Below are 25,043 nucleotides of genomic sequence, written 5' to 3'. Positions count from 1 at the left end.
AGGGATTCCTGTGGATAAAAATGTCGGTGATATGAACGACCAGTATATGAAAACATTTGATGCTGAGGAAGCGGCCATCATTGAATTTGCATTGCTTCAGAGCTATAAGATTTTAAAAGATTATAAGGATGAATGGCATCAACAACAAGCGGAAAAGATCAAACAGCTGCTGAGCAGAAGGTTTGAAGCCAGTATTGATGAATAGCTGAAAAGCCATCCAATGGTTATCTCCATGATGATTAGCAGGCAAGGTTTCCGCCTTGAAAGCATATAGAAACCCCCTCCGGAATATCAATGAGCTGGTGACAACGTGTTGGAACAGCGGGTTCCGTTATCAGCCGATATGAACCGGAAAGGGGGTTTGTTCATTTAACTTTTCACCATTCTCCCCATCTCTTCTGCTGCATCCTTCAGCCGGGGAGCGAACTGAATCATTTTTTCCACATTCATTCTGGAAACGGGGCCTGACACTGCGAGAGCAGCGATAAGCCGTCCTTCCCGGTTGAATACAGGAACGGAAACCGCCGCGGTACCGACTTCCCGCTCTTCGACACTGATCGCATACCCCTTCTCCCTGATCTCCTTTAGCTGGGCTTGATACTCTTCCTGATCAATGCCGGACGGCCATAAAGGATCAGAGAGAACTTGTTGCCTCAACTCTTCATCCCCATAAGCAACTAATACCTTGCTTGAAGCCCCCACTGACAGGGGCATGCGCGCTCCCACAGGAGCTACGCGGCGGATCGCCTGTTTGCTTTCCACCGCTTGGATGCGAATGCGCTCTTTACCGTCCCGGACATATAAGCTGACAGTTTCATCAAGGTCATCCCGCAGGCGCTCCATCTCCGGCAGGAACAAAACGGCCGGGTCATCCGAGTGGTCCAGGTTGGCGGCCAGTTCCCAGATGCGAAACCCCAGCTGGTATTTCTCAGTCTGCGGGTCACGCTTGATAAATCCTTTGGCTTCTAAAGTGGCAAGCAAACGGAAAACAGTACTTTTACTCAGTTTCGTTCGTTTGGCAATCTCCATCATTCCCAGCTGGGGCTCACGCACAAAACAGAGTAAAATGTCCAAAGCCCGTTCCGCAGCCCGAACCGTTAATTTCTTCTCCTCACTCAAATGAACACCCTCCGTGTTTCGCTCTACGAAACCTGTTTTCAATCATTATACTCCTCCTTTCTTAAATATAAAACACTTAATCAGACCATTTTTCGGTTAAGGGGTATACAACATTTTCATTCCATTGTATAATGATTACGAAATTAGAAACTGTGTTCCATTAGATGAAACAAAAACCAGGCCTTTTTATTCAATTTGCCTTAAGCTAGGAGGTTACCCGAATGGCAAACGATTTATATAATGTCCGCTCAAAACTGTCTTCCGGCGGCAAAGAGTATGCTTACTATCGCCTGGGCAGTTTGGAAGAACAGGGCGTTGGCAATATTTCCAAGCTTCCTTTCTCCATCAAAGTATTGTTAGAAGCAGCTGTTCGCCAATATGACGGAAAATCTGTGACTAAAGAACACATTGAGCAACTGGCAACCTGGGCGGATAAACGTTCAGATAAGGAAATCGCCTTTAAACCCGCCCGGATCGTCCTGCAGGATTTCACCGGTGTACCGGCAGTGGTTGATCTTGCCGCTCTCCGGTCTGCCATGGCACGTGTGGGCGGAAATCCGGAGCGTATCAATCCGCTTATTCCCGTTGATCTCGTCATCGACCACTCAGTGATGGTGGACCGCGCAGGTACCAGGGACGCACTTGAATACAATATGAATCTGGAATTTGAACGCAACGAAGAACGGTATCGTTTACTCCGCTGGGCAGCTGAATCGCTCGATAACTTCCGCGCTGTTCCACCGGCAACCGGGATTGTTCACCAGGTCAATCTGGAGTACCTGGCAAGTGTTGCTGTTACTCGTGAAGATAACGGCGAAACAGTTGTTTTCCCCGACTCTCTCGTAGGTACCGATTCCCACACCACCATGATTAACGGCCTCGGTGTTGTCGGCTGGGGAGTTGGCGGTATTGAAGCAGAAGCCTGTATGCTTGGGCAGCCGCTCTACTTTATCACTCCTGAAGTGATCGGATTCAAGCTGACCGGCAAACTGGCTGAAGGGGCTACCGCTACCGACCTGGCACTTACCGTTACGGAAATGCTGCGTAAAAAAGGCGTAGTAGGCAAGTTTGTCGAGTTCTACGGTCCGGGATTGAGCAACATCAGCCTGGCAGACCGGGCAACTGTTGCCAACATGGCCCCTGAATATGGTGCCACTGTCGGCTTCTTCCCGGTAGATGAAGAATCTCTCCAATATCTGCGCAACACCGGACGTGATGAAAGCCTGGTGCAATTAGTCAAGGAATATTACCAGGCACAGGGTTTATTCCGTACGGATGATACTCCCGATCCTGAGTTTACTGATACCATTGAATTGGATCTGGGCGATGTCGTTCCGAGTTTATCCGGTCCCAAACGTCCCCAGGACCGCATTGAGTTAACCAAAATGAAAGAAGCCTGGAACGAAACGCTTCGCAAGCCAATTGAAGAGCGCGGATTTGGCCTGTCTGAAGATGAGGTTGCCAAAACAGCAAAAGTGGAACAGTCAGACGGCTCCTCCTACGAATTGAAAAACGGTGCCGTCGTGATCGCTGCCATTACCAGCTGTACCAATACCTCTAACCCGAGTGTGATGGTTGGTGCCGGTCTGGTGGCGAAAAAAGCCGTCGAAAAAGGACTGTTCGTACCTTCTTATGTAAAAAGCAGCCTGACCCCGGGGTCCAAAGTTGTAACAGAGTATCTGACCAAAGCAAATTTGATTGACCCACTGGCTCAATTAGGCTTCACCGTTGCCGGTTACGGTTGTGCGACCTGTATCGGGAACAGCGGACCTCTGTCCGATGATGTGAGCAAAGCGATTGAAGAAAACGATCTAACCGTCGCTTCCGTTCTCTCCGGCAACCGCAACTTTGAAGGCCGCATCCATCCGCTGGTAAAAGCGAACTACCTCGCTTCCCCGCCGCTGGTGGTCGCCTATGCACTTGCCGGAACCGTAAACATCGATTTTGATAAAGAACCGATCGGCTACGGTACAAATAACCAGCCCGTCTATCTGAAAGATATCTGGCCCAGTTCTCAGGAAGTCAGCGACACAATGAAAGAAGCGATCAGTGCTGAACAATTCCGCAGCCAGTATGCACGTGTCTTTGACGCCAACGAGCGTTGGAACCAGTTGCCGACTCCCAAAGGTGTTCTCTACGAATGGGATGAAACATCAACCTATATTCAAGAGCCGCCGTTCTTCGTTGATATGGCTGCCGATGTGGAAAGCATTAAACCGATCCATGGGGCAAATATTCTGGCCCTGCTCGGCGATTCTGTCACGACTGACCATATTTCCCCTGCCGGAAGCATCGCCAAAAACAGCCCGGCCGGTCAATATCTGCAAGAGAACGGTGTCGCGCTCAAAGACTTTAACTCCTACGGTTCCCGCCGCGGTAACGACCGTGTCATGACCCGCGGTACCTTTGCCAACATTCGCATCCGCAACCAGATGGTCCCGGGTTCCGAAGGCGGAGTTACTGAACATGTGCCAACCGGTCAAGTGATGTCCATCTATGATGCCGCAATGGAATACAAAAAGAACAGCACTCCGCTCGTGGTGCTGGCCGGCAAGGAATACGGCACCGGAAGCTCCCGTGACTGGGCAGCCAAAGGAACCAACCTGCTCGGCGTTAAAGCGGTGATCGCCGAAAGCTTCGAGCGTATTCACCGCAGCAATCTTGTCGGCATGGGTGTCCTGCCCCTGCAGTTTACCAATGGGGACAGCTGGAAATCCCTTGGCTTAACAGGCAAAGAAACCATCGACATCATCGGCCTGAGCGATGACGTACAACCGGGCCAAACTTTGAAAGTACGTGCGACCCGGCCGGATAACTCCTCTATCGAATTTGAGGTGCTGGTCCGTCTCGACAGTGTTGTTGATGTTGAGTACTATCGCAACGGCGGAATCCTGCAAACCGTTCTGCGTCAAATCTTAAACGACAAAGAAGAAGTGACGGTTTAACAACATGCGGATCCTCGACTTGCATCACGCCCAGATCACCGTTCCCAGGGGGATGGAAGCGGAAGCACGCCATTTCTACTGCTACCTGCTGGGGCTTCCCGAAATAGAGAAGCCCGCCTCTCTCCGGGGACGGGGCGGATTCTGGATTCAAGCTGGAAGCAAACAGGTTCACGTGGGTACAGAAGAGGGTGTAGACCGTTCCGCCACCAAAGCACACCTCGCCTATCTGGTGGATGATCTGGACGCCTGGAAAAAGCTTCTGGTCCAAAACGGGATCAAGGTATTGGAATCTGTACCGATCCCCGGATATGACCGCTTTGAATTCCGTGACCCTTTTGGGAACCGTGTCGAGTTGCTTCAAGAGAGCTAAACAAAAGCAGTGCCCTTATCTGCATCAGAAGAGGGGCACTGCTTTTTCATTCAGACAAACACTTAAATTCAAAACAGTCTTCAAGTAAAATAGAGAAATAGAATAAGATCGAGGTGATTATCCTTTGGAACTCCCATTTTTAAGATATTCGCTGGCGGAAATCCCTTATGTTCTCTTCGCCTTATCACTTGCCTTTGCCGTGCATGAATTTGCACATGCCTATGTGGCTTACCGCTTTGGAGACCCTACGGCCAAAAATCAGGGGAGGCTTTCATTAAACCCCCTTGTTCATCTGGATGTAATAGGGACGATTATGATTTTTCTGGCCGGTTTTGGTTGGGCAAAGCCCGTTCCCGTCAATCGTTTCTATTTTCGCCAGCCGCGTTTGGCAGGTGTTTTGGTTTCCGTTGCAGGTCCTGTAAGCAACCTGGTATTAGCTTTTATTTTTATGTTTCTGTGGATAATGGTGAGTAAATTGGGATGGGTCTCCGGACTGTCCATAGCCGATCCCGGTATAGCAAACCAACTGTTTCAACACGTCATCATGTTAAATATCGTGCTATTCATTTTTAACCTGTTGCCCTTCCCACCCCTGGACGGCTATCGGATCATTCAAGACTTGGTGCCGAATGAAACAAGGGCGAAGATGACGCAATATGAAACATACGGCATTATCCTTTTCCTCGTCCTTGCAGTGACACCTTTAGGCGATTATGTCTTTGACCCTATATTTAATACAGCAATCCCCTTTATACTAAGTACCATGTCAATGATTCTGTCGCCGTTATTGTGAGGGACCAAGGCGGTTCCTCTCATTTGTTGGCAGTCAATGACAACCCTCATGACCTAGGCGACACAACCCTGGGATGAAAAGTTGAATCGTGCCGGGGAGGCAGGTTTTTGGAGAGCGATTTTTGGTGACCGAACAAGCGAAAAAAACGGAACAAGGAAAAAGTGAGACAATTCTTCATTGAACTCGCTTCCTGCTTTTTTGCCGAGCCCCTTGTGCTGTTTTTGGAGCGGCCATTTATACTTCCTCGCAGGGCGCCAATCTGAGCGAGACAGAATATCCTTGCCCTCCCCCTGTGATACACAACACTTTCTCAGAAAAAAGCCCCTGAAGGCGTAAAGGGAGCGAAGACCGATTTTTCTCAAGATGACGACGTGTTTCCGTATTTTTATCTCGTGTGAGGGTTGAAACCATGACAAACCGGATTTCAGCGGCGAATGCAGGCACGTTTAAAATTGGCGGCGAATTAACCGTTCATCGCTTAGGTTATGGCGTGATGCGCTTGACCCGCGATGGAATTTGAGGCAAGTCCCGTAATCCTGAGGAAGTGGTCGTTTCAGGTGACTTTCAGGAGCTTACGGTGCCACCTCTATGGTGAAAGCCTCCCAAGCGCCACCAACCGAGTTGCGATTGGCGATCAACTCCGGTGAGGCCTGGTTCAAGTCGGCACACACATACATATTGTTTGCCATTGACCGAAGGGCGTAGGTATTGTCACCCAGAGGCTCCATTTTGAATTTCTCCCATTGTTGGATAATATCCGCGGATGCGATCAGCTTTCCTTGCTGATTCAAATCCGCTTTCACATATTTGTGGTTTGCCATAGACAGAAGGGAGACCGTGCCATCGGAATTGTTGACTATTTTGAATTTCTCCCATTCCTGTACAACATCACGATTCGCAATGAGCGGATTTTTCCCATAATTATCGGCGCTTACATAATTGCCGTTCGCGACCGCTTTGATACTATGCGTGGTTTCCGTGATGGGAGGAGTGGTCGTATATTTTTTGACCAAATTTTGGAATGTTGTGTTGGGAGTGAAATAGTTCGTGCTGAATTTTTTCCATTTGTCCACTATGACGCTTTGGCTGTCGGTATCCAGACTGGGTGATGGGTTGCTGTTGTTTATATAATAACCCCAGTTTCCGCCACCCTTCACTTTATAACTCCAGTTGGTCCAAGATGCGTTGAGAGCATTCAAACCGGAAAGCCATTTTTCATACAAGTCGTTTTGGCCGAATGAGAATTCACCGGCGTATACCGGAATGTTCCATTTTGCCTGGTAATTGGCCAAGTCCGTCAACCATCTGTTAATTTCAGAATTGGTCAGATTCCAGTCATCATAGTTTGTGAAGTTATAGTGATGTGTCTGGTAAACTACGTTGGTCCATCCATAGGTGGACGGAGGATAAGCCGCATACCAATCAAAGAAAGCCGCAATGATGATAATATGGTCTGGGTCTTTAGCCCGAACCGCTTGATACAGGCGGTTATAGAATTGCATTTTTTGTTGGATTTGGGTGGAGTTTTCTCCTTCCCCCATTGTGACCAGGGGTTCATTCAACAAGTCGTAAGCGGCCACAGTCGGGTTTCCTTTATAGCGTGCAGCCAGACGCTCCCAAATTTGAACGGTCCAATTTTGATATGTGGCGTTTGTCCACAGTTGATTGGAATTTTCGCGTCCGCAGGATTGCCATGGGCACGCCGCACCGGGTGCACCATGAAGGTCCAAGATGACATAAATGTCACGGCTTCCGGCTTCAGAAATGAGCCAGTCCAGTTTTCTGAAGGTGATGTTGTCCGGTTTCATCGTACCATTGGTATTGATGAAATCTTCCCAATATAACGGCACGCGAACCACGTTCATTCCTAAATTTTTGATATTGTCAAGGTCGCTCGCCTGAATCCAGGTGTCTTGGTATGCGTTTATCAGCGCTTGAGCATCCGCCTCACCGAATCGGCTAATCAGTTTCCGCCGCAAGGTATACTCATCGACCGCACCGGCAGGTGACATCCAGTTTTCCTGCAAAAGCCAACCTCCAAGATTCGTTCCCCGCAGATTGACAATATCACCAGTACCTGAATGATTTCTGATAACTTTCCCGTTGGCTTTCAGGAAGTCATCGGAACCAATCGCAGCGTTTGCCTCTGGTGTTAAAGGAATGCCAATGAACAATCCAATCAATAACGCCAAGCAAAGCGCGCTCAATAGTGATTTTTTCAACAATTTGCTTCCCTCCCTTTATTCACTGATTAGACCGTCCTTCTTTTAGTTGTTGCCTTTTCTCCGTTCACCCCTTTATAGTGGAACGGCATCATAAAAGTACAAAAACCATGAACCCTTCTTTTATGCAGTGTTGGAAGGTGAACTTGACCGGCTTGGCCATTTTGCCATCAGCGGTTGGGTACAAATGTACTTAATATTCTCATGCTGATTTCCTTACTTAATATTGATTATATACAGAAAATTATAAATGTAAATACTACATATTTTTTAATAAACTACTATATACGAAACGAGTCTTAGACAAATCAAGATGCTCGTTTTTCTTTTGATTGCAAGCTTTAAGCATCGGAGGGGAGAAAGGAGTATCTGATCATCTCCTTTTTAAAACTGCATCTAGTCCCGTTAGAAGTTTCATGCATTTAGATTGTACCACTGGCAAAAACATAAAAAGTATCGTTGGGATGATTGATTGTCGTGTCTCTAATGGTCGCCTGGATATTTTCACTCTCAACACTTTCATCCGGTTTCGTAGGCTCTATTATCCTGTAAGGACGTTTCCCTGGCAAAGGAAAGAAGGATCGGATTGTACTGTTTCCCTTTTCGTTCAAAGAACTGTTAGCTCATGCCGATAGGGCAGAGAAAAAGGGGGCTGTTTACCTATTTGAATCATCCTGGAAGAAGAAATACACCGACCTCGGCATCCGAAAAATCCTCAAGAAGTATTCTGATCAGGCCGGGATGGTTCACTCCGTATCTCCGCCTAAGTTGCGACATTTCCTATTAACGTGGCTCAAAAAGCAAGGGATTGACGATGCACTCATTCAGCCTTATTCTGGACATGCAAGCCGCAAGTCACTTGAAGTGTATTCTAAATTGACCATTAGCGATGCTCAGGGTGAATATGAGCGTGTCATCCCTGATTTTCCTGTATAAACAAGAAATGACTTGAGTCCATAGTCCCAAGTCATTTTTCCATTTATTAGACAGATGGCGGCAAAATCGAGCCTGCCCTACCCGACGCCCCCTGAAGTGATTTCGAGGGCCCGAATTTCAACCTTATTTAACTTTTAAAGTGATCTGGTTACTGATGGCACTTTCATTGTGGAGCCGGTCTGCTGCCGTGATCACATAAGTGTACTTTTTACCCGGTTCAGCCGTTTTGTCGGTAAAAGATTGGAACACTCCATTTGTTTTTCTTACCGTCGCCAGCAAATATTTGGAATCCCCAATATCCAGCACTTTGTTGCCCTCAAATCGGTAGACCACAAAGTAAGCAGAATCGTTCCGGTTATGGTCCCTCCAATAGATCTTAACGCCTTCCCTGCTTCTGTGTGCGGCTTTCAGTTTGGGCTTTTTCGGCGGTTGACTGTCAAGCCAGGGCATGGTTGGAACAAGAGCCGGATATTTGTAGAGATCATTGGCCAGGCGGTCTTTGATCCCCAGCGGGTTTCGGTTTAAATCTTTGAAACTGAAAAAGATACTGCCCTTGACTTCCGGGAACAGCAGATTATATTTAAGCTGATTCGGCATTTCTTCAGGATTTTTCCATTCCGGCGGAGTACTGGTATCAATCTTGTAAGCGGCCTGTCCAACATACAAGTGAGTGTTTCTGCCTTTGACTTCATTACTCCACCAACTGACCAGCTTTTCATAAGCAGCGGGAGGATAGCCGAAATTCCAGTAGATCTGTGGTGTGACATAGTCAATCCATCCTTCCCTGATCCAGGTGCGGGTATCCGCGTAAACCGCATCATAGCTTTGTAACCCGTTTGTCTCTGAACCGGTCGGATCGGTCGATTTGTTTCTCCAAATTCCAAAAGGAGAGATACCAAATTTGACATAAGGCTTTTCCTGCTTAATCGCAGCGGACAATTCCCCGACAAGCGTATTCACATTATGTCGGCGCCAGTCTGCTTTATCGGGAAAGAGGGCGGCGCCGTATTTCTGGTAGGCAGCTTCATCGGCAAACTCCTGGCCGCTTACCGGATAGGGATAGAAATAGTCGTCAAAATGAACGGCATCAATATCGTAATTTTTGACCACTTCCATGACTGATTCAATGATATGCTCTTTTGCTTCAGGAATTCCCGGATTATAGTAGAGCTTTCCGCCGTAGGGAATCACCCAGTCGGGATGCAGTCTGGCCGGATGGTTGGGAACCAGATCCTCAATCCGGGTATCCATGCTGACACGATAGGGGTTAAACCAGGCATGAAACTCCAAATTGCGTTTATGTGCCTCTTCAAGCATAAAAGCGAGCGGGTCATACCCCGGATCCTGCCCCTGTTTTCCCGTCAGATATTTGGACCAGGGGTTGATGTTAGACCGGTAAAACGCATCGGCAGTAGGCCTGATCTGCACAATAACCGCATTCATCCCCATCGCTTTCGATTTATCCAAAATGTTGATAAACTCGGTCTGTTGCTGCTCTTTTGTAAGCACTATCTTTGAAGGCCAGTCAATATTGACTACACTTGCAATCCAAACGGCTCTCAGCTGCCTTTTCACCGGGGCGGCTTCCTGCGGTGTCTGCAAATCATTTGTCTGTGCCTGAATCATACCGGGCATCATCAACATAAAACTGATCATCATAACTAAAAACAGTACACCCAGCTTCTGACCGCACCACTTAAGCTTTTTCAACTCAGCCCCTCCTATTGTCCCATTTATTTAAAGATTTACATAATAATTATACCAAAATATTATTATGTTTCTTACAAATATTTATCATCTTTTAACACAAGACTTAAGCACTCATTCATAACAAAAAACTGGAACCGGCGAATCGCTTACTTTTCAGGTCCCCGGCATATCTCAACGGCCCGGGAGCGGGTTCAAGCTTATATTAATATACTTAAATTAAATAATCTTCCTGTTGACCCTTTATTCATTATTGAAACAAATTATAAATTAGATGGCGGCAAAGAAGCTGCCACTCAACTGCTCAAGCAACCGAAGCGGCCTACAGCATTCTTTGCCGCCAATAACTTAGTGGCCATCGATGCTTTGCACCACCATGGTTTGCGCGTACCTGAAGATATCTGTGGTCTCTTTTGAAGATCTTGGATTATTCAATGACATAAGCCCGTTCCTGACGTTCCTGACCACCGTATCCCAGCCCGCTTATGACTTTGGATTGATCGGTGTAAAATTGCTGATTGACCGGATCCAGGGCACCGCTCCTCCTGAATGGAGGAAGATCATCCTGCAACCCAAACTGGTCATTCGCCAATCGTATCTCCTCCTATCGTTTCACTCGTTGCAAACGCAGGGCATTCAGAACGACTGACACAGAACTGAGTGCCATCGCTGCACCCGCAACCCAGGGAGCTAAGAAACCAAAAGCGGCAACCGGGATTCCAATTACATTGTAAGCCAGTGCCCAGAAGAGGTTTTGTTTAATATTGCGCATGGTTTTGCGGCTCATGAAAATGGCGTCTGCAATGCTGTTCAAATCTCCGCGGATCAAGGTCACATCTGCGGCCTCCATCGCTACATCGGTCCCGGTTCCGATCGCCATCCCGATATCAGCAGTTGCAAGCGCAGGGGCGTCATTTATTCCATCCCCCACCATCGCCACTTTCTTTCCGCTCTTCTGCAGCTTTTTCACTTCATCTGCTTTACCTTCAGGCAATACTTCCGCTAATACCCGATCTACACCGACTTCCCGGCCGATCGCCTGGGCGGTGCGTTGGTTGTCTCCTGTAATCATAATAACTTCTAATCCCATTTCTTTAAGACGGCGTATTGCTTCTTTTGAGGTTTCCTTTACGGTATCAGCTACAGCCAGCAGCCCGCTATATTGCCGGTCTATCGCAACCAAGACCGCTGTTTTGCCCGCGGTTTCAAGCTCGGACATGACAGATTGAATCTGTTGGATTTCTACATTGTGTTTAGCCATTAAGTTTCTGGTTCCAATAAGCAGTTCTTTCCCTTGAACGACTGCCTGAACCCCATAACCGGGGATGGCCTCAAACTTATCTGCGTCAGGAAAAGTGATCTTTCTTGCCTGAACCCCTTCTACAATCGCCTCTGCCAGCGGATGTTCCGAGTTCTTCTCCGCCGCACCGACCAATCTCAGCAAAGAGGTTTCGTCTATTCCCTCTGCCACGATGACATCTGTTAATTGCGGTTTGCCATTTGTGATGGTTCCCGTTTTATCCAGAACAACTGTATTGATTTGTTCGGTAGACTCTAAATGCTCTCCGCCTTTGAATAAGATACCCCATTCAGCAGCACGTCCCGATCCGGCCATAATGGAGGTCGGAGTAGCTAATCCCAGAGCACACGGACAAGCGATGACAAGAACGGCAATGGCTTTCTCCAAGGCTTCGGCAAATTTTCCGGGATCAACTGCCAAGAACCAGATGAAGAACGTAACAACAGCAATTCCTACAACAATGGGAACAAAAACACCGGAAATTTTGTCCGCGATTCGTTGAATCGGAGCTTTGGAACCCTGCGCTTCTTCTACTACTTTAATAATCTGGGCCAGTGCAGTCTCTTTGCCCACTTTGGTCGCCTTCATCACCAAACGGCCATTTTTATTGATCGTCGCACCGATGACAGTGTCCCCAACCCGTTTTTCGACTGGGATACTTTCCCCTGTCAACATGGATTCATCAACAGCTGATACCCCTTCTGTGACTTCGCCGTCGACCGGAATTTTCTCACCCGGTTTTACGATCAGGAGATCACCGGCTGTCACTGCTTCGACCGGCACATTTTGTTCCAGGCCGTCCCGAATCACTAAAGCGGTTTTCGCCTGAAGTCCCATTAACTTCTTAATCGCCTCCGACGAACGCCCTTTGGCGCGGGCCTCAAACAGTTTTCCAAGGATAATGAGTGTAATCAATACGGCACTTGTTTCATAGTACAGTTCCACCCGGTGATGGGCACCCTGAGCGGTGCTTGCAACAGTCAGATACAAACTGTAGAAATAGGCGGCTGATGTCCCCAATGCAACCAACACGTCCATATTGGCACTTTTATTGCGAAGAGCTTTATAAGCGCCTATATAGAAATGGCGGCCTATGATAAATTGGACAGGTGTAGCCAGGGCAAACTGGAACCAGGGATTCATAAATAAATCCGGCAGCCAGATAAAAGAGGTAAATGAAAAATGGCTGACCATAGCCCATAGAAGCGGGAAGGACAAAAGGGCTGAAAGCAAAAATTTACGCTGTTGTTTTTGGATTTCTGTTTGTCTGTAGTCTTTATCCTGAGATTGCTCCTCTTTGGGTTTCGCCTGATAGCCCAGCTGCTCCACCTTTTGCATCATATCCGCCATACTCACTTCAGCAGGAGAATATTCTACTCTTGCTGTTTCCAAGGCAAAGTTGACAGTCGCTTTGGAAACGCCCGGCAGCTTGTTCAGGCCTTTTTCGATCCGATTGGCACAGGCCGCACAGGTCATTCCAATCAGTTTAAATTCAGTTGTTTCCTTTACTGTACGGTAACCAAGAGACTCTATTTTCTCTTCCAGCTGATTTATATTTGTTTTCTCAGGGTCATAAGAAACCTTAGCTGTTTCCAGTGTAAAATTGACGTTTGCTTCCGTTACACCCTCCACTCTGTTCAAACCTTTTTCAATGCGGTTCGCACAGGCAGCGCAAGTCATACCAGTAACTTTGAAGGTGGTTTGTTTCGTTGACATGGATATGACTCCTTTCTATACCTAAATACCCCATAGGGGTATATGAGATTGAAAAAATTTCTACCCCTGCAGGGTAGTATCACTTACCGTAAAAAGCTGTTTAAAAGCTCACAGTCTCCATTATGGAATTAAAAAAAGCAGTGCTGCTATAACTGCATTGGACAGGATGATCACATCCGAGTTCAGGTGCCCGTCGGAACAGAAACCGGACTGAGGCCGCACAAGTGCTGATACTGGATGCGGCCTCAGCCGCGCAGAATGTTAAACTACATCATAACCTTGATCTTCAATCGTATATTTTACAGTATCTAAACTCACTTTATCATCATCATATTCTACTGAGACAGTTTTGGCAGACAAGTCCACTTTTGCTTTCACATCAATTTTTTGCAGGGCTCCTTCAATCGCAGCCACACAATGATTACAAGACATTCCTTCTACACGCAGTGCCTCTTTTTTCATCCCGGATTCCTCCCATATGAAATATCAGTCTATTTCATCAGCTTTTTCATGGTAATAAGCAACTCATCAATCACTTCAGTATCCCCTTCTTGCAAGCGTTCCACTACGCAACTTCGCATATGACCTTCCAAAAGGAGCTTACTGACGCTATTAAGAGCAGATTGAATTGCCGAGATCTGATTCAACACATCATCACAATAAGTATCTCTTTCAATAAGAGTTTTTACCCCTCTGATTTGTCCTTCAATTCGGTTCAAGCGGGTCGTAAGATTATGTTTCGTCTTCTCGGAGTGATGACTCTTTCTTTTTCCAGAGCATTTTTCGGAATATATCAGTTTTTGTGGTTCCTGCATATTGTTTCCACCTCACCCCCACATACCCCTGCGGGGTATCATCCCGTTGTGTCAAATATAACATACCCATCTAGGGTATGTAAAGAGATATATCAAATTTTTAGCACAGCATTCCATAGTGCCCACGCAACATCATCATATTTTAATCTTTCCTTCACAAGGCTCCCCTCTTTGTTCATTCATCGGGTCCAAAATTTTCTTCTTTTCCATCGCCGGATATGTAAGGAAAAAGCTGAGCAGGGAAGCTGCCCCCAGAAGTACCCCGGCTAAAAAAAAGGATGAATCATAACCCACGGTCATGTCAAAATGGCTCCCTTTTTGCCCCACAGTTTGATTGCACAAAAGAATCCATTCGCAGCGGAGAATAAAAAAATAAAACCCGGCTTGACACCAGGTTCCAGGAGATGATTACACGTGTTCGAAGGGTCTGTCTCCAACTCTTTCCCGGTTAAACACCTTTTCCAATTCAATCTCATCATGTAATGGAATTCCAAATTTCCCTACCAGAGGAATAGACGGTTTATCCTTTCTCGCTTCATCTACTGTCCCGGGATAGAGCGCTGCCATTCGATAGCCACGCCGTTGATAAAAACGCAGAGAATCCAGGTTATCATTTGTTGTGATAACCCAGATTCGTTTTCTTCCGGCGTTTTGCACCTCTTTTTCTGCTGACCGGAGCAGGGCACCCCCGATTCCACGTTGTTCAACAAGGGCATTTAAACTTATGATTTCGGCATCTTCGCTATTCAAATGGTACGTAATCGCTCCAACTGGCTTTTCTCCTTCCCGGGCGATAAGAACATTAAGATCCCGCAAATGGTAGATGGTGCCGCGTGTCACCATCGTAGTACCGCCCCATTCCTTCTGCCAGAGTTTTTCCAGCCAGACCCAATCTGATTTATTTTCTGGCGGGGAAATGCAAACCTTTGGATTCATAACTCCATGTAAACCTCCCAAAAAGTCCAACCCAAAACAATGATGGGATTGGACCTCCTCTCCGTAAATCTATTCTCTTACCTCTGGGAACTGCGCAATTTGGAAAATGCCTGCATCGCCTTGTACCAGGCGGAAACCGTCCCCTCCGGAACGCTCGCCGTGAGCCATTTTTTCCGCCCCAGGCGGCGGCAGGAGCCGGATTCCAATAGCATCAGATCATCGGCGCATTCCGCCAGTTCCATATCATCTGTGGTGGCGATCAGAGTAATCCGATCTGCCGGCTGATCAATCAGTTCCTGCCATAGCAATCTTTTTCCCAGCTCGTCCATTCCCTTGGTCGGTTCGTCCAGAATCCAGATCTTCGGGCTGACGATCAGGCTCTGTGCCAGCAGATACCTTTTTAAACTCCCGCCGGATAATTCATGGAGCGGAGTTCTGCGATAGGCGCCCAGTCCCCATTTGGTGATCATCTCTGCACTTCTTTTTTTGGGATTTGGCACACGTCTCAACTGTGCGAGATGCAGCAATGATAATTCGACGGTAATATCATGATCCAACTTTTTTGTATGAGGTATGTAACCAATTTTCTCTTTCAAGTCCCCCAGACTGGAGATTCCCGAAGTAATTACGCTTCCTTTGGACCAAACATAACCTTCCCCGTTACTGTCCTGGAAAGTGATCCTCCCATCGTCAGGAACCATCAATGTTCCTGTTAATCTGAGCAAAGTTGTTTTACCGGAGCCCTCAGGCCCCAGAATAACCGTGATCCCTCTTCGGACAGATGCTGAAAAATCGAGCAATCCCATATGGCGCGTTCTTTTTTGGTAATATCCGCGAATACTTTCTTGAGGTTCATATATTTTACTCACATGAGACCAATCAATCCTCAAAGGAAACTCCTTCCTTTCCACGTACAGCCTACCACTAGCATACCGAAATAAAATGATGAATGATAGAGGAAAACTTCACTTTATCAAATATCAAAGGATTGATACAATTTATGGTAAATATGAGCAAATGGCGCCCCTTAAAATGACAGGTTAACTCTAGTATAGAAAATAAATACACCTCTGTGATCACAAAACAGTGGGACTTTTTAGCAAACTGGTGACAATTTTCCTTGCACCTGCAACTAACTCCGTACGATTGACCCTGCCAGTAATCTGTGTTACGTTGATAGTAGCAACTACATAGGATAGTAACGGGAGCTTGGAGCAGCCAGGCTGAGAGGGCGGAGAACTCTGCCGCCGACCGGTTAACCTGATCTGGGTAATGCCAGCGTAGGGATGGACAATTTGTGTCCTTTTCTATTACTCTTCCAATGGATGACTTGGAAGCCGTATGCGCTGGGCGTACGGCTTTTTTTATTTAAATATCTCAGCATCTGTGAACGACACTCCCGCATTTGAATATGGGTTGCTAATTTTTGCCTCAGGAGGCGAACATGTGATGAGTCCATATTCTTTCCCAGCCAGTAAAAAAGTGTATGTTCAGGGTTCCCGGCCCGATCTGCGGGTACCCATGCGCGAGATTCAGCTCTCCCCAACCAGGGATTGGCGGGGGGAAACAACAAATGAACCGGTTCGCGTCTATGATACCAGCGGTCCCTATACGGATCCCAATCATGTGGTCGATGTCCGAAAAGGGCTGCCCAAGCTGCGGCACAAGTGGATCTCGGAGCGCGGAGATACAGAAGAATACGAAGGACGGAAAGTACAACCCATCGACAATGGCTATCGCTCTGAGGAAAAAGCCAGGCGGCAAGAAGTTTTCCCTCATTCCGGTCACCGCCCGCTGCGGGCAAAAGCCGGGAAAAATGTGACACAAATGCACTATGCCCGCCGGGGGATCATCACTCCCGAAATGGAATTTATCGCCATACGGGAACAGGTAAGCCCCGAATTTGTCCGCGATGAAGTGGCACGCGGGCGGGCGATCATACCCGCAAACATTAACCATCCCGAATCTGAACCAATGATTATCGGAAAAAATTTCCATGTAAAAATCAATGCCAATATCGGAAATTCTGCCGTCTCTTCCTCCATTGAAGAGGAAGTAGAAAAAATGACCTGGGCCACCCGCTGGGGTGCTGATACGATTATGGATCTGTCTACCGGGAAAAACATTCACACTACCCGTGAATGGATTATCCGCAATTCTCCTGTCCCGGTGGGAACTGTCCCCATCTATCAGGCACTTGAGAAGGTAAATGGACAACCGGAAGAGCTCACCTGGGAGATTTATCGCGATACGCTGATCGAGCAGGCGGAACAGGGAGTGGATTATTTCACCATCCACGCCGGTGTGCTTTTGCGCTATGTTCCGCTCACAACCAAACGGATGACGGGAATCGTTTCCCGCGGCGGTTCGATTATGGCAGCCTGGTGCCTGGCACACCACCAGGAAAATTTCCTGTATACCCATTTCCGTGAGATCTGCGAGATTTTAAAGACGTATGATATTTCCGTGTCCCTCGGTGACGGCCTCCGTCCCGGCTCCATCGCCGATGCCAATGATGAAGCACAGTTTGCCGAATTAGAGACGCTGGGTGAGTTAACAAAAATCGCCTGGGAGTACGATGTACAGGTAATGATTGAGGGTCCCGGCCATGTCCCGATGCACAAAATTAAAGAAAATGTGGATATTGAACAGAAAATCTGCCAGGAAGCCCCTTTCTACACCCTGGGACCCCTTACTACAGATATTGCCCCCGGCTACGATCACATCACCTCGGCGATCGGGGCGGCCATGATCGGCTGGTTTGGCACAGCGATGCTCTGTTATGTCACTCCCAAAGAACATCTTGGCCTCCCCAATAAAAATGATGTAAAAGAAGGGGTTATTGCTTACAAGATCGCCGCCCATGCAGCTGATCTCGCCAAAGGCCATCCGGGGGCGCAGAAGCGGGATGATGCTCTTTCCAAAGCGCGGTTTGAATTCCGCTGGATCGACCAGTTTAACCTTTCCCTTGATCCGGAGCGCGCCAGAGAGTTTCATGATGAAACACTTCCGGCAGAACCAGCGAAAACCGCCCATTTCTGTTCAATGTGCGGACCTAAATTCTGCAGCATGAAAATCACGCAAGACATTCGGGAATATGCGGAGAAAAACAATCTTTCTTTAGAAGAAGCGGCCGAAACCGGGATGAAAGAAAAAGCGGAAGAATTTAAAGAAACAGGCTCTTCCATTTATCGGTAAGAGAAGACCAAAGATAAAGTTGCTTACAGAAAGCACCGTCTGAAAGCCTGAAAGGGCGGTTCAGCTGTATGGAAAGTTAAATGACAAAGGTCCTTCCGTCATGTTTCCCGGAAGGACCTCTTTTTCTTTCACTCCGCGATCTAATTCAATATTTTCTGCTTCTCTTTGGTCGCTCTGTCATCATACTCGTTTTTCGCTTTTGTGGTATTTTTATTTAGTTCTTCTTTTAAACGAGTACTCACATCATCTGCATACTCTTTAATGAGTGCAGACCGGTCGTCAAGCCATGATTTCACTTCTGCGCCGCAACCCGGTGTTTCATCACATACTTCCCACATCCGGTTATACTCCTTATCAGCCTTGTTCCACATCTCATTATATGCCTGATCCAGGGCTTCCCAACCTTCATTGTAATATTTGTCGGCTTGTTCCCAATTATGGTTATACCAGGTATCCCAGGCATTATACAGCCGGTCTTTCTGGCTTTCAAAATATCCGTCTAAATCCTGTTCCGATTCCACGGTAGTATAGGTTCCGTTGCCTGCCTCGGCTACCTCTTTTAACGCTTTTTGGCCCGCGTCATCTACATCAAAGCCAATAATATTGACAATCCCTCTGATCTCGGACTGGCTCAAAGCAGATGCCGCCGCCACCGGATCTCCGTCGCAGGTTTCATTTCCGTCACTCACGATATAAACAATATTTTGCGCATCCTTCTGGGAGGCTAAATCGGTCTGGGCCTGTTGAATCGCTCTGGCCAGAGGTGTCCATCCGGAAGGTTGAACCTTTTTCATCTTTGATGCAAACGAAGCGGAATCATAACTTTTAAGAGGATAAATCACCTCTGAACTCCGGCAGGAGACGGCTTTATCCGCATCACTGTTGCTTCCTTTGTTCCCGTAAACGCGCAGCATCACATTGGCATCTTTGGGAATTTGGGAAAGAAACGAATGAATGGACTGTTTTGCCAGATCCATCTTTGTTTGCGAACCTATTTTTTCATTCATACTGCCACTGGCATCCAATAAAATCTCGATATTCAGTTTCCTGGAAACGACCTGTCCGTTGACTGTCAACGTAGGGGTGGGAGTAGGAGCCGGAGCGGAAGTATTAAAATTCTTGAAGAAATCGGTGTACTTGGAATAATCTTCACCTACAAGTTTAACTAAGTTATAAAAATTATCCTTTTCCTTTGCATTGAGGGAAGTTTTAGACAGTTCTGCGATTACACTTTGTTTGTCGTATTTGTCACCGGAAAATTTCCCCGCGGGTTGGTGCAGGATGTAATCTAAATTTTCCTTCACAGGCTTCAAAGGATCTTCAGGAATTCCCGGTTTGGGCTTTTCCTCTTTTTTTGCCGGTTGGGCCTTTGGAGTTTGGTTTTCTTTATCAAATGCACCGATCAAGCCGCAACCAGTTGCAAAGAACGTCAGAGCAACTGTTGCAATGACAGCCAGCTTTTTCAGGCTTTTCACTTTGATACCCCCTGCAACTATGTAAATCTAAGGTCAAGATTAGTAGATTTTACCCTAATATGTCAACAAAATCATCCGTTTAAGATGATAGTTTTATTTCTCTGGTTAAGGCTTCTATGATGAATCCTGCGTTTGATATACTAACACGCATACGCTTAAATCAGGTATGATGATTATAAATAATAGCAAAAGGAGGATGAATGGTATGGAAGGCAGTAAAAAAATAAGCTACTTCCGCAATTACCGGTTCCCTGTTTTATTGCTGGCCGCCATTGCCGTCGGGTGTATCGTCGGTGTGATGTTAGGCCCGAAAGCAGAAGCTTTGAAACCGGTTGGGACGATCTTTCTCAATCTTATTTTTACCGTCGTCGTTCCCCTTGTGCTGATTTCAATCAGCAGTGCGGTCGCTAATATCGCCAATTTAAAGACGTTGGGCAAAATATTGGGGATTATGCTCGCTATCTTTATCATTACCGGTTTTCTTTCCTCTTCGTTAATGATCTCGGCAGTGAAACTGTTTCCCCCGGCAGAAGGTGTCCAGATTGAGCTGCCGAAGCCGGAACAGACTGAACCGTTGAAAACAGGAGATCAAATTGTATCAACCTTTACCGTTCCGGATTTCAGCGACCTGCTGTCCCGCAAAAATATGCTGCCACTGATTATTTTCTCTATCCTGTTCGGGATGGCCGTCAGCCTCGCCGGTGAAAAAGGAAAGACCGTCGCCAGAGGTTTGGAAGCTCTCGCGGAAGTGATGATGAAACTTATTTCCATTCTCATGTGGATTGCTCCGATTGGATTGGGAGCTTATTTCGCTAATTTAGTAGGTGTCTTCGGACCGGAATTGCTCGGTTCATACGCCCGTGCTGCAGCCGTTTATTACCCTGTAGCTATCATCTATTTCGTGCTTTTTTTTACGTTATATGCTTTTATTGCAGGCGGAAACAAAGGGATCCGCACTTTCTGGAAAGAGATCCTTACTCCTGCCGTCACAGCACTGGGTACTGGCAGCAGTGTAGCCACCATCCCGGCAAACCTGGCAGCAGCGCAAAAAATCGGAGTCGACAGGGAAGTGCGGGAAATTGTGATTCCCATCGGCGCAACCATTCATATGGATGGTTCATGCTTAAGTGCCATCTTAAAGATCTCCTTCTTATTCGGGATCTTTGGCATGCCGTTTACAGGGCTTGATACTTACCTCACAGCCTTTCTGATCGCTCTGTTAAGCGGAACCGTCATGTCCGGTGTACCGGGAGGTGGGTTTATCGGCGAATTGTTGATTGTCACCATGTATGGATTTCCACCGGAGGCTCTTCCCATCCTGGCCATCCTTGGCACACTGGTTGACCCGCCGGCCACCATGGTCAATGCCACTGGTGATACAGTTAGCAGCATGATTGTAACCCGTTGGCTGAAAGGAAAGGAATGGATGAAACAAAAATTGGCTGCCGGCTAACTACTTTTTAAAGGGGAAGCGCTCCAGGGCATGATACATGGGTTGCCGGCCCAGCCGAGTTTCATAGAGAACGATTTCCTTCACCTTCCATGTGGTGTCACCTGTTTTCCACAGTTGTAATTGCTGTAATGATTGCAAAGGAAAATGATTTTTTTGGTATTTTCTCGCCAGGGTAATGTGAGGGCGATACGGGCGGTCATCCGGCAAAAAGCCGATCGGGGCCAAACTCTGAACAACTTGTTGTTGCAATTGGTGCAATAACTCCAGCTCTCCCCCCACCCCTGCCCACAGGATCCGGGGTTGCTCAGGCCTGCCAAAAGTTCCCAACCCTTGGACAGCAAGGGAAAATACAGCCTGTTCCGCTGCTAGTTTGTGTAAGGCAGGAATCATTTTTTTGATCTGTTCTTCTGAACAGTTCCCCAAAAATTGCAAGGTAATATGATAATCTTCTCTGAACACCCACCTGCCAAACGGCCATTCCCGCTTGCGCTCCCGGCCCCAACTGTCCAGCAGTTTTTTTTGCGCTGCGGGCAGGGGAACCGCGACAAATAAACGCGGAGTTAAACCTGTCATCAACGAACTTCACTCCTGACATACGGGAAAACAAAACCCGGCACCTTGGCACCGGGTTTTTGTCTTATGTAGAAGATTAAGCTTCCAGTGCCTTTTTGGCAGCGACTACCGGTGCTTCATAATCCGGGTGGTTGGTCGCTTCGGAAACGTATTCCACATAAACAACTTTATCATTTTTGTTGATCACAAATACAGCGCGGGCGAGCAAGCGCAGCTCTTTAATCACGACTCCGTAGGCGGTGCCGAATGATAAGTCGCGATGGTCAGACAGGGTTTGCAGGTTTTCCACTCCTGCCGCACCACACCAGCGCTTTTGCGCAAACGGAAGGTCAACACTGATGGTAAGAACTTTTACTCCTTCCAATTTGCTTGCTTCTTCATTAAAGCGGCGGGTTTGCAAATCGCATACGCCGGTATCCAGAGAGGGTACAACACTGATGATGCGGACAGTACCCTTGCTGTCATCCAGGGTAACCGGGGACAGATCATTCGCCAGCACAGAAAAATCAGGTGCCTGATCCCCGACTTTAATTTCAGGCCCCAGCAGAGTCACCGGGTTTCCTTTAAAGGTAATCGCTCCATGTCGTTCTTGTGGCATCGTCCTTATTCTCCTTTCTTTCGATAAACTACTTTTATATCTTACCATGTGTCCATGGTGGAGGGAAACACGTGAAAACCAGGTTCACTGCTGACTCCTTCGTCTAAAGATTCTTCTTGCCAATTCCCTTTCACCGCTTTATAATTTCGGTAGCCGAAAATTCCGTTGTTTAACAGAATCTTCTGTTTACGCCCAATACGAAGAGGAGACTTGTTGATGCCATTGCAATCATCACAAAATGTAAATATAAAACCAACTGTCTATCACATTTTGTTTTTGATCAGTCTTGTCCATCTTTTTAATGATTCAATCCAATCCGTGATTCCGGCCATTTTCCCCATATTGAAGAAATCGATGCATTTGACATACACGCAGATTGGATGGATCGGTTTTACCATTAACTTTACAGCTTCCATCCTGCAACCGGTATTTGGATGGTACACGGACAAACGTCCTTCTCCCTATCTTTTGCCACTGGGAATGGCTTCTACCTGTTTGGGAATGCTTTGTCTGGCTTTTGCCCCCAGTTACCTGTTTGTGTTACTGGCTGTGGTACTGGTGGGAATAGGCTCCGCCGTCTTCCACCCTGAATCCTCCCGGGTTTCCTATATGGCTGCGGGAAGCCGGAGGGGACTGGCCCAATCGATTTTCCAAGTGGGCGGAAACGCCGGCCAATCACTCGCTCCTTTGATGACTTATTTCATCTTTATTCCACTCGGCCAATTTGGAGCGATCTGGTTTACGCTTGTGGCGGGAATCGCCCTGTTCATTCAACTATTTATCGCCAGATGGTATCAGGAGTCCCTGCTTACCCGTTCACGCCCTTTGAAAAAGAAAAATACCTCGTCCCCAGGTCATGACCGGTTGAAAAAAACACTGTACATCGCCATGTTCCTGCTCATTTTTCTCGTTTTCGCCCGTACCTGGTATCTTACCGGAATCAGCACATATTATCAGTTTTATCTCATGGAACAATACAAAATCTCGCTGCAACAATCACAAATCTATATTTTCCTGTTTTTATTGTCAGGTGCGATTGGGACATTTTTTGGCGGCCCGCTGGCAGACCGGTTTGGCATGCGCAATATCATTTGCTTCTCCATGCTGGGCTCTGCGCCGTTAGCCCTGCTGCTTCCTTATACAGATCCATTTTGGGCTTATGTCATTTGTTTAGTGAACGGATTTATTCTGTTATCCAGTTTCTCCGTTACCGTCGTCTATGCCCAACAACTATTTCCGGGAAAGATCGGCACCGTTTCCGGCCTGATCGTTGGCCTCGCCTTCGGGATGGGCGCCGTCGGAGCCGTTGCGCTGGGAAAATGTATCGACTTCTTTGGCCTGTCTCCCGTTATGCAGTTTTTGGCGTTTCTCCCTTTGCTGGGATTACTCACCTTCTTCCTGCCCTCTGACCAAAAAGTGAAAGAATGGACCCAGGAAACTCAACAAACGGCTTAAAACCGGCTCCGGCTGTCAGACAAAGAATCCGATCACCGGGCTTTTTTGTTGTATTACACATGGCGAGTGGTCCAATGCTCCTGCCGGGAGACAAAAAGAGCTGACAAAACGAACAGAATCCAATAGATCAAACTGCCCCACCCAAAACTTACACTCGTTAATAACAGGCGGGGAACCACGTACAAAGATAAAAAGAGCCCTCCATATAAAAAAAGCATGCCCGTCTTTTTCAACGCACTCACCCCTGTTTATTAGTATTGGCCAAAATGAATGAACCAAACGGGTGGCTCGTATATTATAAGACGGGGGAAATCTTGAACCTGTCCGGAGATGCAGGCATCAAACAGAGCCCTGTATCAGTCATCTTCAGCGAAAAATTGTGACAGGCCGCAAAGACGGCTCCCTTTTCTTTTGTTTTCCTTTTTGATATATTGGCAATGGACCAGTCTAAATCCGGGGGAAACCAACATGAATCTGCAACTCAGTGAATTAGCCGCACTCAAACTAAAATTGCTCATCCTGCCAGAACAATCATCCAAACCGCTCGCAGTGCGTGTCATTCCCCTGACTTCCGGTTGCCACCATCATTTGCCCTGGAGCTGACAGAAATCCTGCCCCATTTTGAAACAGAGGTCAAACAGGGGATACCCTTTGTCTGGCTGCCTGCCGAAGCAGCCTGGATGGATGGGTTAGTGATTGATCTAAACCGTGAAAACGGCAAATTCTCTGTTTATCATCCCCATCCTCCATCGATGTCTGATTGTCAATTGGAGACATAACCATTAACAGGAAGCAATATTCACTTTGCTCAAATTCCCAATCATTGGAGTTGTGGCACATGTTCGCCAACAAATGGATGATCACAGGAATTGTTCTGTTTATCCTTGTTATGATCCCATTCAGCTACTTATGGATCCTGGTATCACGTTACGATGATACGGAACCGGACCGCGTTCCCCGCCAGGCAGCCATTGTTTTGGGGGCCGCTCTGTGGGATCAACAACCCAGCCCTGCTCTGCAAGAAAGGTTAAATCAGGCATTAAGTCTTTACAAAGACGGATTGGTGCAATATATCGTTCTTTCGGGCGGCCTCGGTGATAACGGAATCACTGAGGCGGAAGGGATGAAAAAATACCTGATGGACCGCGGTGTCCCGGCCGGGCACCTGATCCTGGAAGACCGATCCAGCAACACCAAAGAAAACCTTAAATTCACTGCTGAGGTGCTGCAAAAACACAAATGGACAAAGCTCTATCTCGTCACTCATGATTATCACATGTATCGGGCCTTAAATTATGCCCGCCAGGCGGGGATTCAGGCCTCAGCTGCCCCTGTGCACTCTCAAGTGCTGTTTATGCCCTACCACAAAACGAGGGAATGTCTGGCTTTAATCAAGCAAAAAGTATTCCACCAGTGAATTTCCCCCTACTTC

23 protein-coding genes, 2 pseudogenes and 1 riboswitch are annotated in these 25,043 nt (G+C 47.2%); of the genes and pseudogenes, 12 read left to right on the top strand and 13 right to left on the bottom strand.

Translation table 11 applies throughout. From position 1 onward, the window contains the following. The first annotated feature begins 10 nt into the window (after nucleotides 1-10). A complete protein-coding gene (locus I8U27_RS11110) occupies nucleotides 11-205 on the top strand; it encodes a hypothetical protein (RefSeq protein ID WP_181752127.1) in 195 nt (64 codons plus the stop codon). A gap of 164 nt (nucleotides 206-369) precedes the next feature. Here the strand turns inward: I8U27_RS11110 and I8U27_RS11105 are convergent, their stop codons facing one another. Next, the gene (locus I8U27_RS11105) at nucleotides 370-1,119 is read right to left on the bottom strand and encodes an IclR family transcriptional regulator (protein WP_181752168.1); all 750 of its coding nucleotides are present in this window, start codon (nucleotides 1,117-1,119) and stop codon (nucleotides 370-372) included. Between the two features lie 221 nt (nucleotides 1,120-1,340). Here I8U27_RS11105 and acnA point away from each other — a divergent pair, with 221 nt between their 5' ends. The 3 genes from acnA to I8U27_RS11090 all read left to right on the top strand — a co-directional run bounded on the left by acnA (nucleotide 1,341) and on the right by I8U27_RS11090 (nucleotide 5,227). After that, the gene (gene acnA / locus I8U27_RS11100; RefSeq protein ID WP_181752126.1) at nucleotides 1,341-4,064 is read left to right on the top strand and encodes an aconitate hydratase AcnA; all 2,724 of its coding nucleotides are present in this window, start codon (nucleotides 1,341-1,343) and stop codon (nucleotides 4,062-4,064) included. A gap of 4 nt (nucleotides 4,065-4,068) precedes the next feature. Then, entirely contained in the window at nucleotides 4,069-4,434 is a 366-nt protein-coding gene (locus I8U27_RS11095) for a VOC family protein (RefSeq protein WP_181752125.1), read from the top strand. A gap of 124 nt (nucleotides 4,435-4,558) precedes the next feature. Then, nucleotides 4,559-5,227, top strand: a complete 669-nt coding sequence (locus I8U27_RS11090) for a site-2 protease family protein (RefSeq protein WP_181752124.1) — start codon at nucleotides 4,559-4,561, stop codon at nucleotides 5,225-5,227. Between the two features lie 572 nt (nucleotides 5,228-5,799). On the opposite strand, the gene I8U27_RS11085 is transcribed toward I8U27_RS11090, so the two are convergent. Further along, on the bottom strand, nucleotides 5,800-7,452 hold the full coding sequence (locus tag I8U27_RS11085; RefSeq protein ID WP_232345377.1) for a cellulase family glycosylhydrolase: 1,653 nt from the start codon (nucleotides 7,450-7,452) through the stop codon (nucleotides 5,800-5,802). A gap of 573 nt (nucleotides 7,453-8,025) precedes the next feature. Between I8U27_RS11085 and I8U27_RS11080 the strand changes: the two are divergent. Beyond that, nucleotides 8,026-8,385: pseudogene (locus I8U27_RS11080) on the top strand (tyrosine-type recombinase/integrase); the annotation flags it as partial. A gap of 123 nt (nucleotides 8,386-8,508) precedes the next feature. Here I8U27_RS11080 and I8U27_RS11075 read toward each other — a convergent pair. Next, nucleotides 8,509-10,044, bottom strand: a complete 1,536-nt coding sequence (locus I8U27_RS11075; RefSeq protein ID WP_181752165.1) for a glycoside hydrolase family 10 protein — start codon at nucleotides 10,042-10,044, stop codon at nucleotides 8,509-8,511. Between the two features lie 24 nt (nucleotides 10,045-10,068). Between I8U27_RS11075 and I8U27_RS21355 the strand changes: the two are divergent. Next, nucleotides 10,069-10,741 (top strand): annotated as a pseudogene (locus tag I8U27_RS21355) (substrate-binding domain-containing protein). On the opposite strand, the gene I8U27_RS11060 reads toward I8U27_RS21355, so the two are convergent. The 6 genes from I8U27_RS11060 to I8U27_RS11035 all read right to left on the bottom strand — a co-directional run bounded on the left by I8U27_RS11060 (nucleotide 10,697) and on the right by I8U27_RS11035 (nucleotide 15,749). Further along, nucleotides 10,697-13,108, bottom strand: a complete 2,412-nt coding sequence (locus I8U27_RS11060; RefSeq protein ID WP_181752122.1) for a heavy metal translocating P-type ATPase — start codon at nucleotides 13,106-13,108, stop codon at nucleotides 10,697-10,699. The pseudogene I8U27_RS21355 and the gene I8U27_RS11060 sit on opposite strands and share 45 nt — an antisense overlap. 261 nt (nucleotides 13,109-13,369) lie before the next feature. Beyond that, a complete protein-coding gene (locus I8U27_RS11055) occupies nucleotides 13,370-13,570 on the bottom strand; it encodes a copper ion binding protein (RefSeq protein WP_181752121.1) in 201 nt (66 codons plus the stop codon). Between the two features lie 29 nt (nucleotides 13,571-13,599). Then, nucleotides 13,600-13,923, bottom strand: a complete 324-nt coding sequence (locus tag I8U27_RS11050) for a metal-sensitive transcriptional regulator (RefSeq protein ID WP_181752120.1) — start codon at nucleotides 13,921-13,923, stop codon at nucleotides 13,600-13,602. Between the two features lie 135 nt (nucleotides 13,924-14,058). Next, complete coding sequence (locus tag I8U27_RS11045) at nucleotides 14,059-14,223, bottom strand: hypothetical protein (protein WP_181752119.1); 165 nt, start codon at nucleotides 14,221-14,223, stop codon at nucleotides 14,059-14,061. Nucleotides 14,224-14,331: 108 nt separating this feature from the next. Further along, complete coding sequence (locus I8U27_RS11040) at nucleotides 14,332-14,859, bottom strand: GNAT family N-acetyltransferase (protein ID WP_181752118.1); 528 nt, start codon at nucleotides 14,857-14,859, stop codon at nucleotides 14,332-14,334. A gap of 77 nt (nucleotides 14,860-14,936) precedes the next feature. Further along, nucleotides 14,937-15,749 carry an ATP-binding cassette domain-containing protein gene (locus I8U27_RS11035; protein ID WP_181752117.1) on the bottom strand — a complete coding sequence of 271 codons (813 nt, stop codon included), beginning with the start codon at nucleotides 15,747-15,749 and terminating at the stop codon, nucleotides 14,937-14,939. 301 nt (nucleotides 15,750-16,050) lie between these two features. Then, a riboswitch (TPP riboswitch) is annotated at nucleotides 16,051-16,163 on the top strand. 145 nt (nucleotides 16,164-16,308) lie between these two features. Here I8U27_RS11035 and thiC point away from each other — a divergent pair. Further along, nucleotides 16,309-18,057: a phosphomethylpyrimidine synthase ThiC gene (gene thiC, locus I8U27_RS11030; protein WP_181752116.1), complete on the top strand. Its 1,749-nt coding sequence runs from the start codon at nucleotides 16,309-16,311 to the stop codon at nucleotides 18,055-18,057. Between the two features lie 140 nt (nucleotides 18,058-18,197). Here the strand turns inward: thiC and I8U27_RS11025 are convergent, their stop codons facing one another. Next, nucleotides 18,198-19,532: a vWA domain-containing protein gene (locus I8U27_RS11025; protein ID WP_181752115.1), complete on the bottom strand. Its 1,335-nt coding sequence runs from the start codon at nucleotides 19,530-19,532 to the stop codon at nucleotides 18,198-18,200. Nucleotides 19,533-19,737: 205 nt separating this feature from the next. On the opposite strand from I8U27_RS11025, the gene I8U27_RS11020 reads away from it, so the two are divergent. After that, nucleotides 19,738-20,985, top strand: coding sequence for a dicarboxylate/amino acid:cation symporter (locus I8U27_RS11020; RefSeq protein WP_181752114.1), 1,248 nt, complete (start codon nucleotides 19,738-19,740; stop codon nucleotides 20,983-20,985). Here the strand turns inward: I8U27_RS11020 and thpR are convergent, their stop codons facing one another. Together thpR and tpx are read right to left on the bottom strand one after the other, a co-directional pair. After that, complete coding sequence (gene thpR, locus I8U27_RS11015; protein ID WP_232345400.1) at nucleotides 20,986-21,558, bottom strand: RNA 2',3'-cyclic phosphodiesterase; 573 nt, start codon at nucleotides 21,556-21,558, stop codon at nucleotides 20,986-20,988. It abuts the gene before it with no gap. Nucleotides 21,559-21,634: 76 nt separating this feature from the next. Next, the gene (gene tpx, locus I8U27_RS11010) at nucleotides 21,635-22,156 is read right to left on the bottom strand and encodes a thiol peroxidase (RefSeq protein ID WP_181752112.1); all 522 of its coding nucleotides are present in this window, start codon (nucleotides 22,154-22,156) and stop codon (nucleotides 21,635-21,637) included. Between the two features lie 216 nt (nucleotides 22,157-22,372). Between tpx and I8U27_RS11005 the strand changes: the two genes are divergently transcribed. Continuing rightward, nucleotides 22,373-23,611: an MFS transporter gene (locus I8U27_RS11005; protein ID WP_181752111.1), complete on the top strand. Its 1,239-nt coding sequence runs from the start codon at nucleotides 22,373-22,375 to the stop codon at nucleotides 23,609-23,611. Between the two features lie 53 nt (nucleotides 23,612-23,664). Here I8U27_RS11005 and I8U27_RS11000 read toward each other — a convergent pair whose 3' ends face one another. Further along, nucleotides 23,665-23,844 carry a hypothetical protein gene (locus I8U27_RS11000; RefSeq protein ID WP_181752110.1) on the bottom strand — a complete coding sequence of 60 codons (180 nt, stop codon included), beginning with the start codon at nucleotides 23,842-23,844 and terminating at the stop codon, nucleotides 23,665-23,667. A 235-nt stretch (nucleotides 23,845-24,079) separates the two neighbouring features. Between I8U27_RS11000 and I8U27_RS21000 the strand changes: the two genes are divergently transcribed. From I8U27_RS21000 to I8U27_RS10990, 3 genes are read left to right on the top strand one after another with little or no spacing between them, the layout of a single operon-like run. Next, entirely contained in the window at nucleotides 24,080-24,214 is a 135-nt protein-coding gene (locus I8U27_RS21000) for a hypothetical protein (RefSeq protein WP_258567775.1), read from the top strand. Next, complete coding sequence (locus tag I8U27_RS10995; RefSeq protein ID WP_181752109.1) at nucleotides 24,187-24,390, top strand: hypothetical protein; 204 nt, start codon at nucleotides 24,187-24,189, stop codon at nucleotides 24,388-24,390. The genes I8U27_RS21000 and I8U27_RS10995 overlap by 28 nt, the downstream gene beginning before the upstream one ends. Before the next feature lie 59 nt (nucleotides 24,391-24,449). Next, a complete protein-coding gene (locus tag I8U27_RS10990; protein ID WP_181752108.1) occupies nucleotides 24,450-25,028 on the top strand; it encodes a YdcF family protein in 579 nt (192 codons plus the stop codon). Nucleotides 25,029-25,043 lie beyond the last annotated feature (15 nt).

The organism is Paenactinomyces guangxiensis (genome assembly GCF_016055185.1).
Lineage (GTDB): Bacteria > Bacillota > Bacilli > Thermoactinomycetales > Thermoactinomycetaceae > Paenactinomyces > Paenactinomyces guangxiensis.
This window is presented reverse-complemented; position numbering and strand designations above follow the sequence as displayed.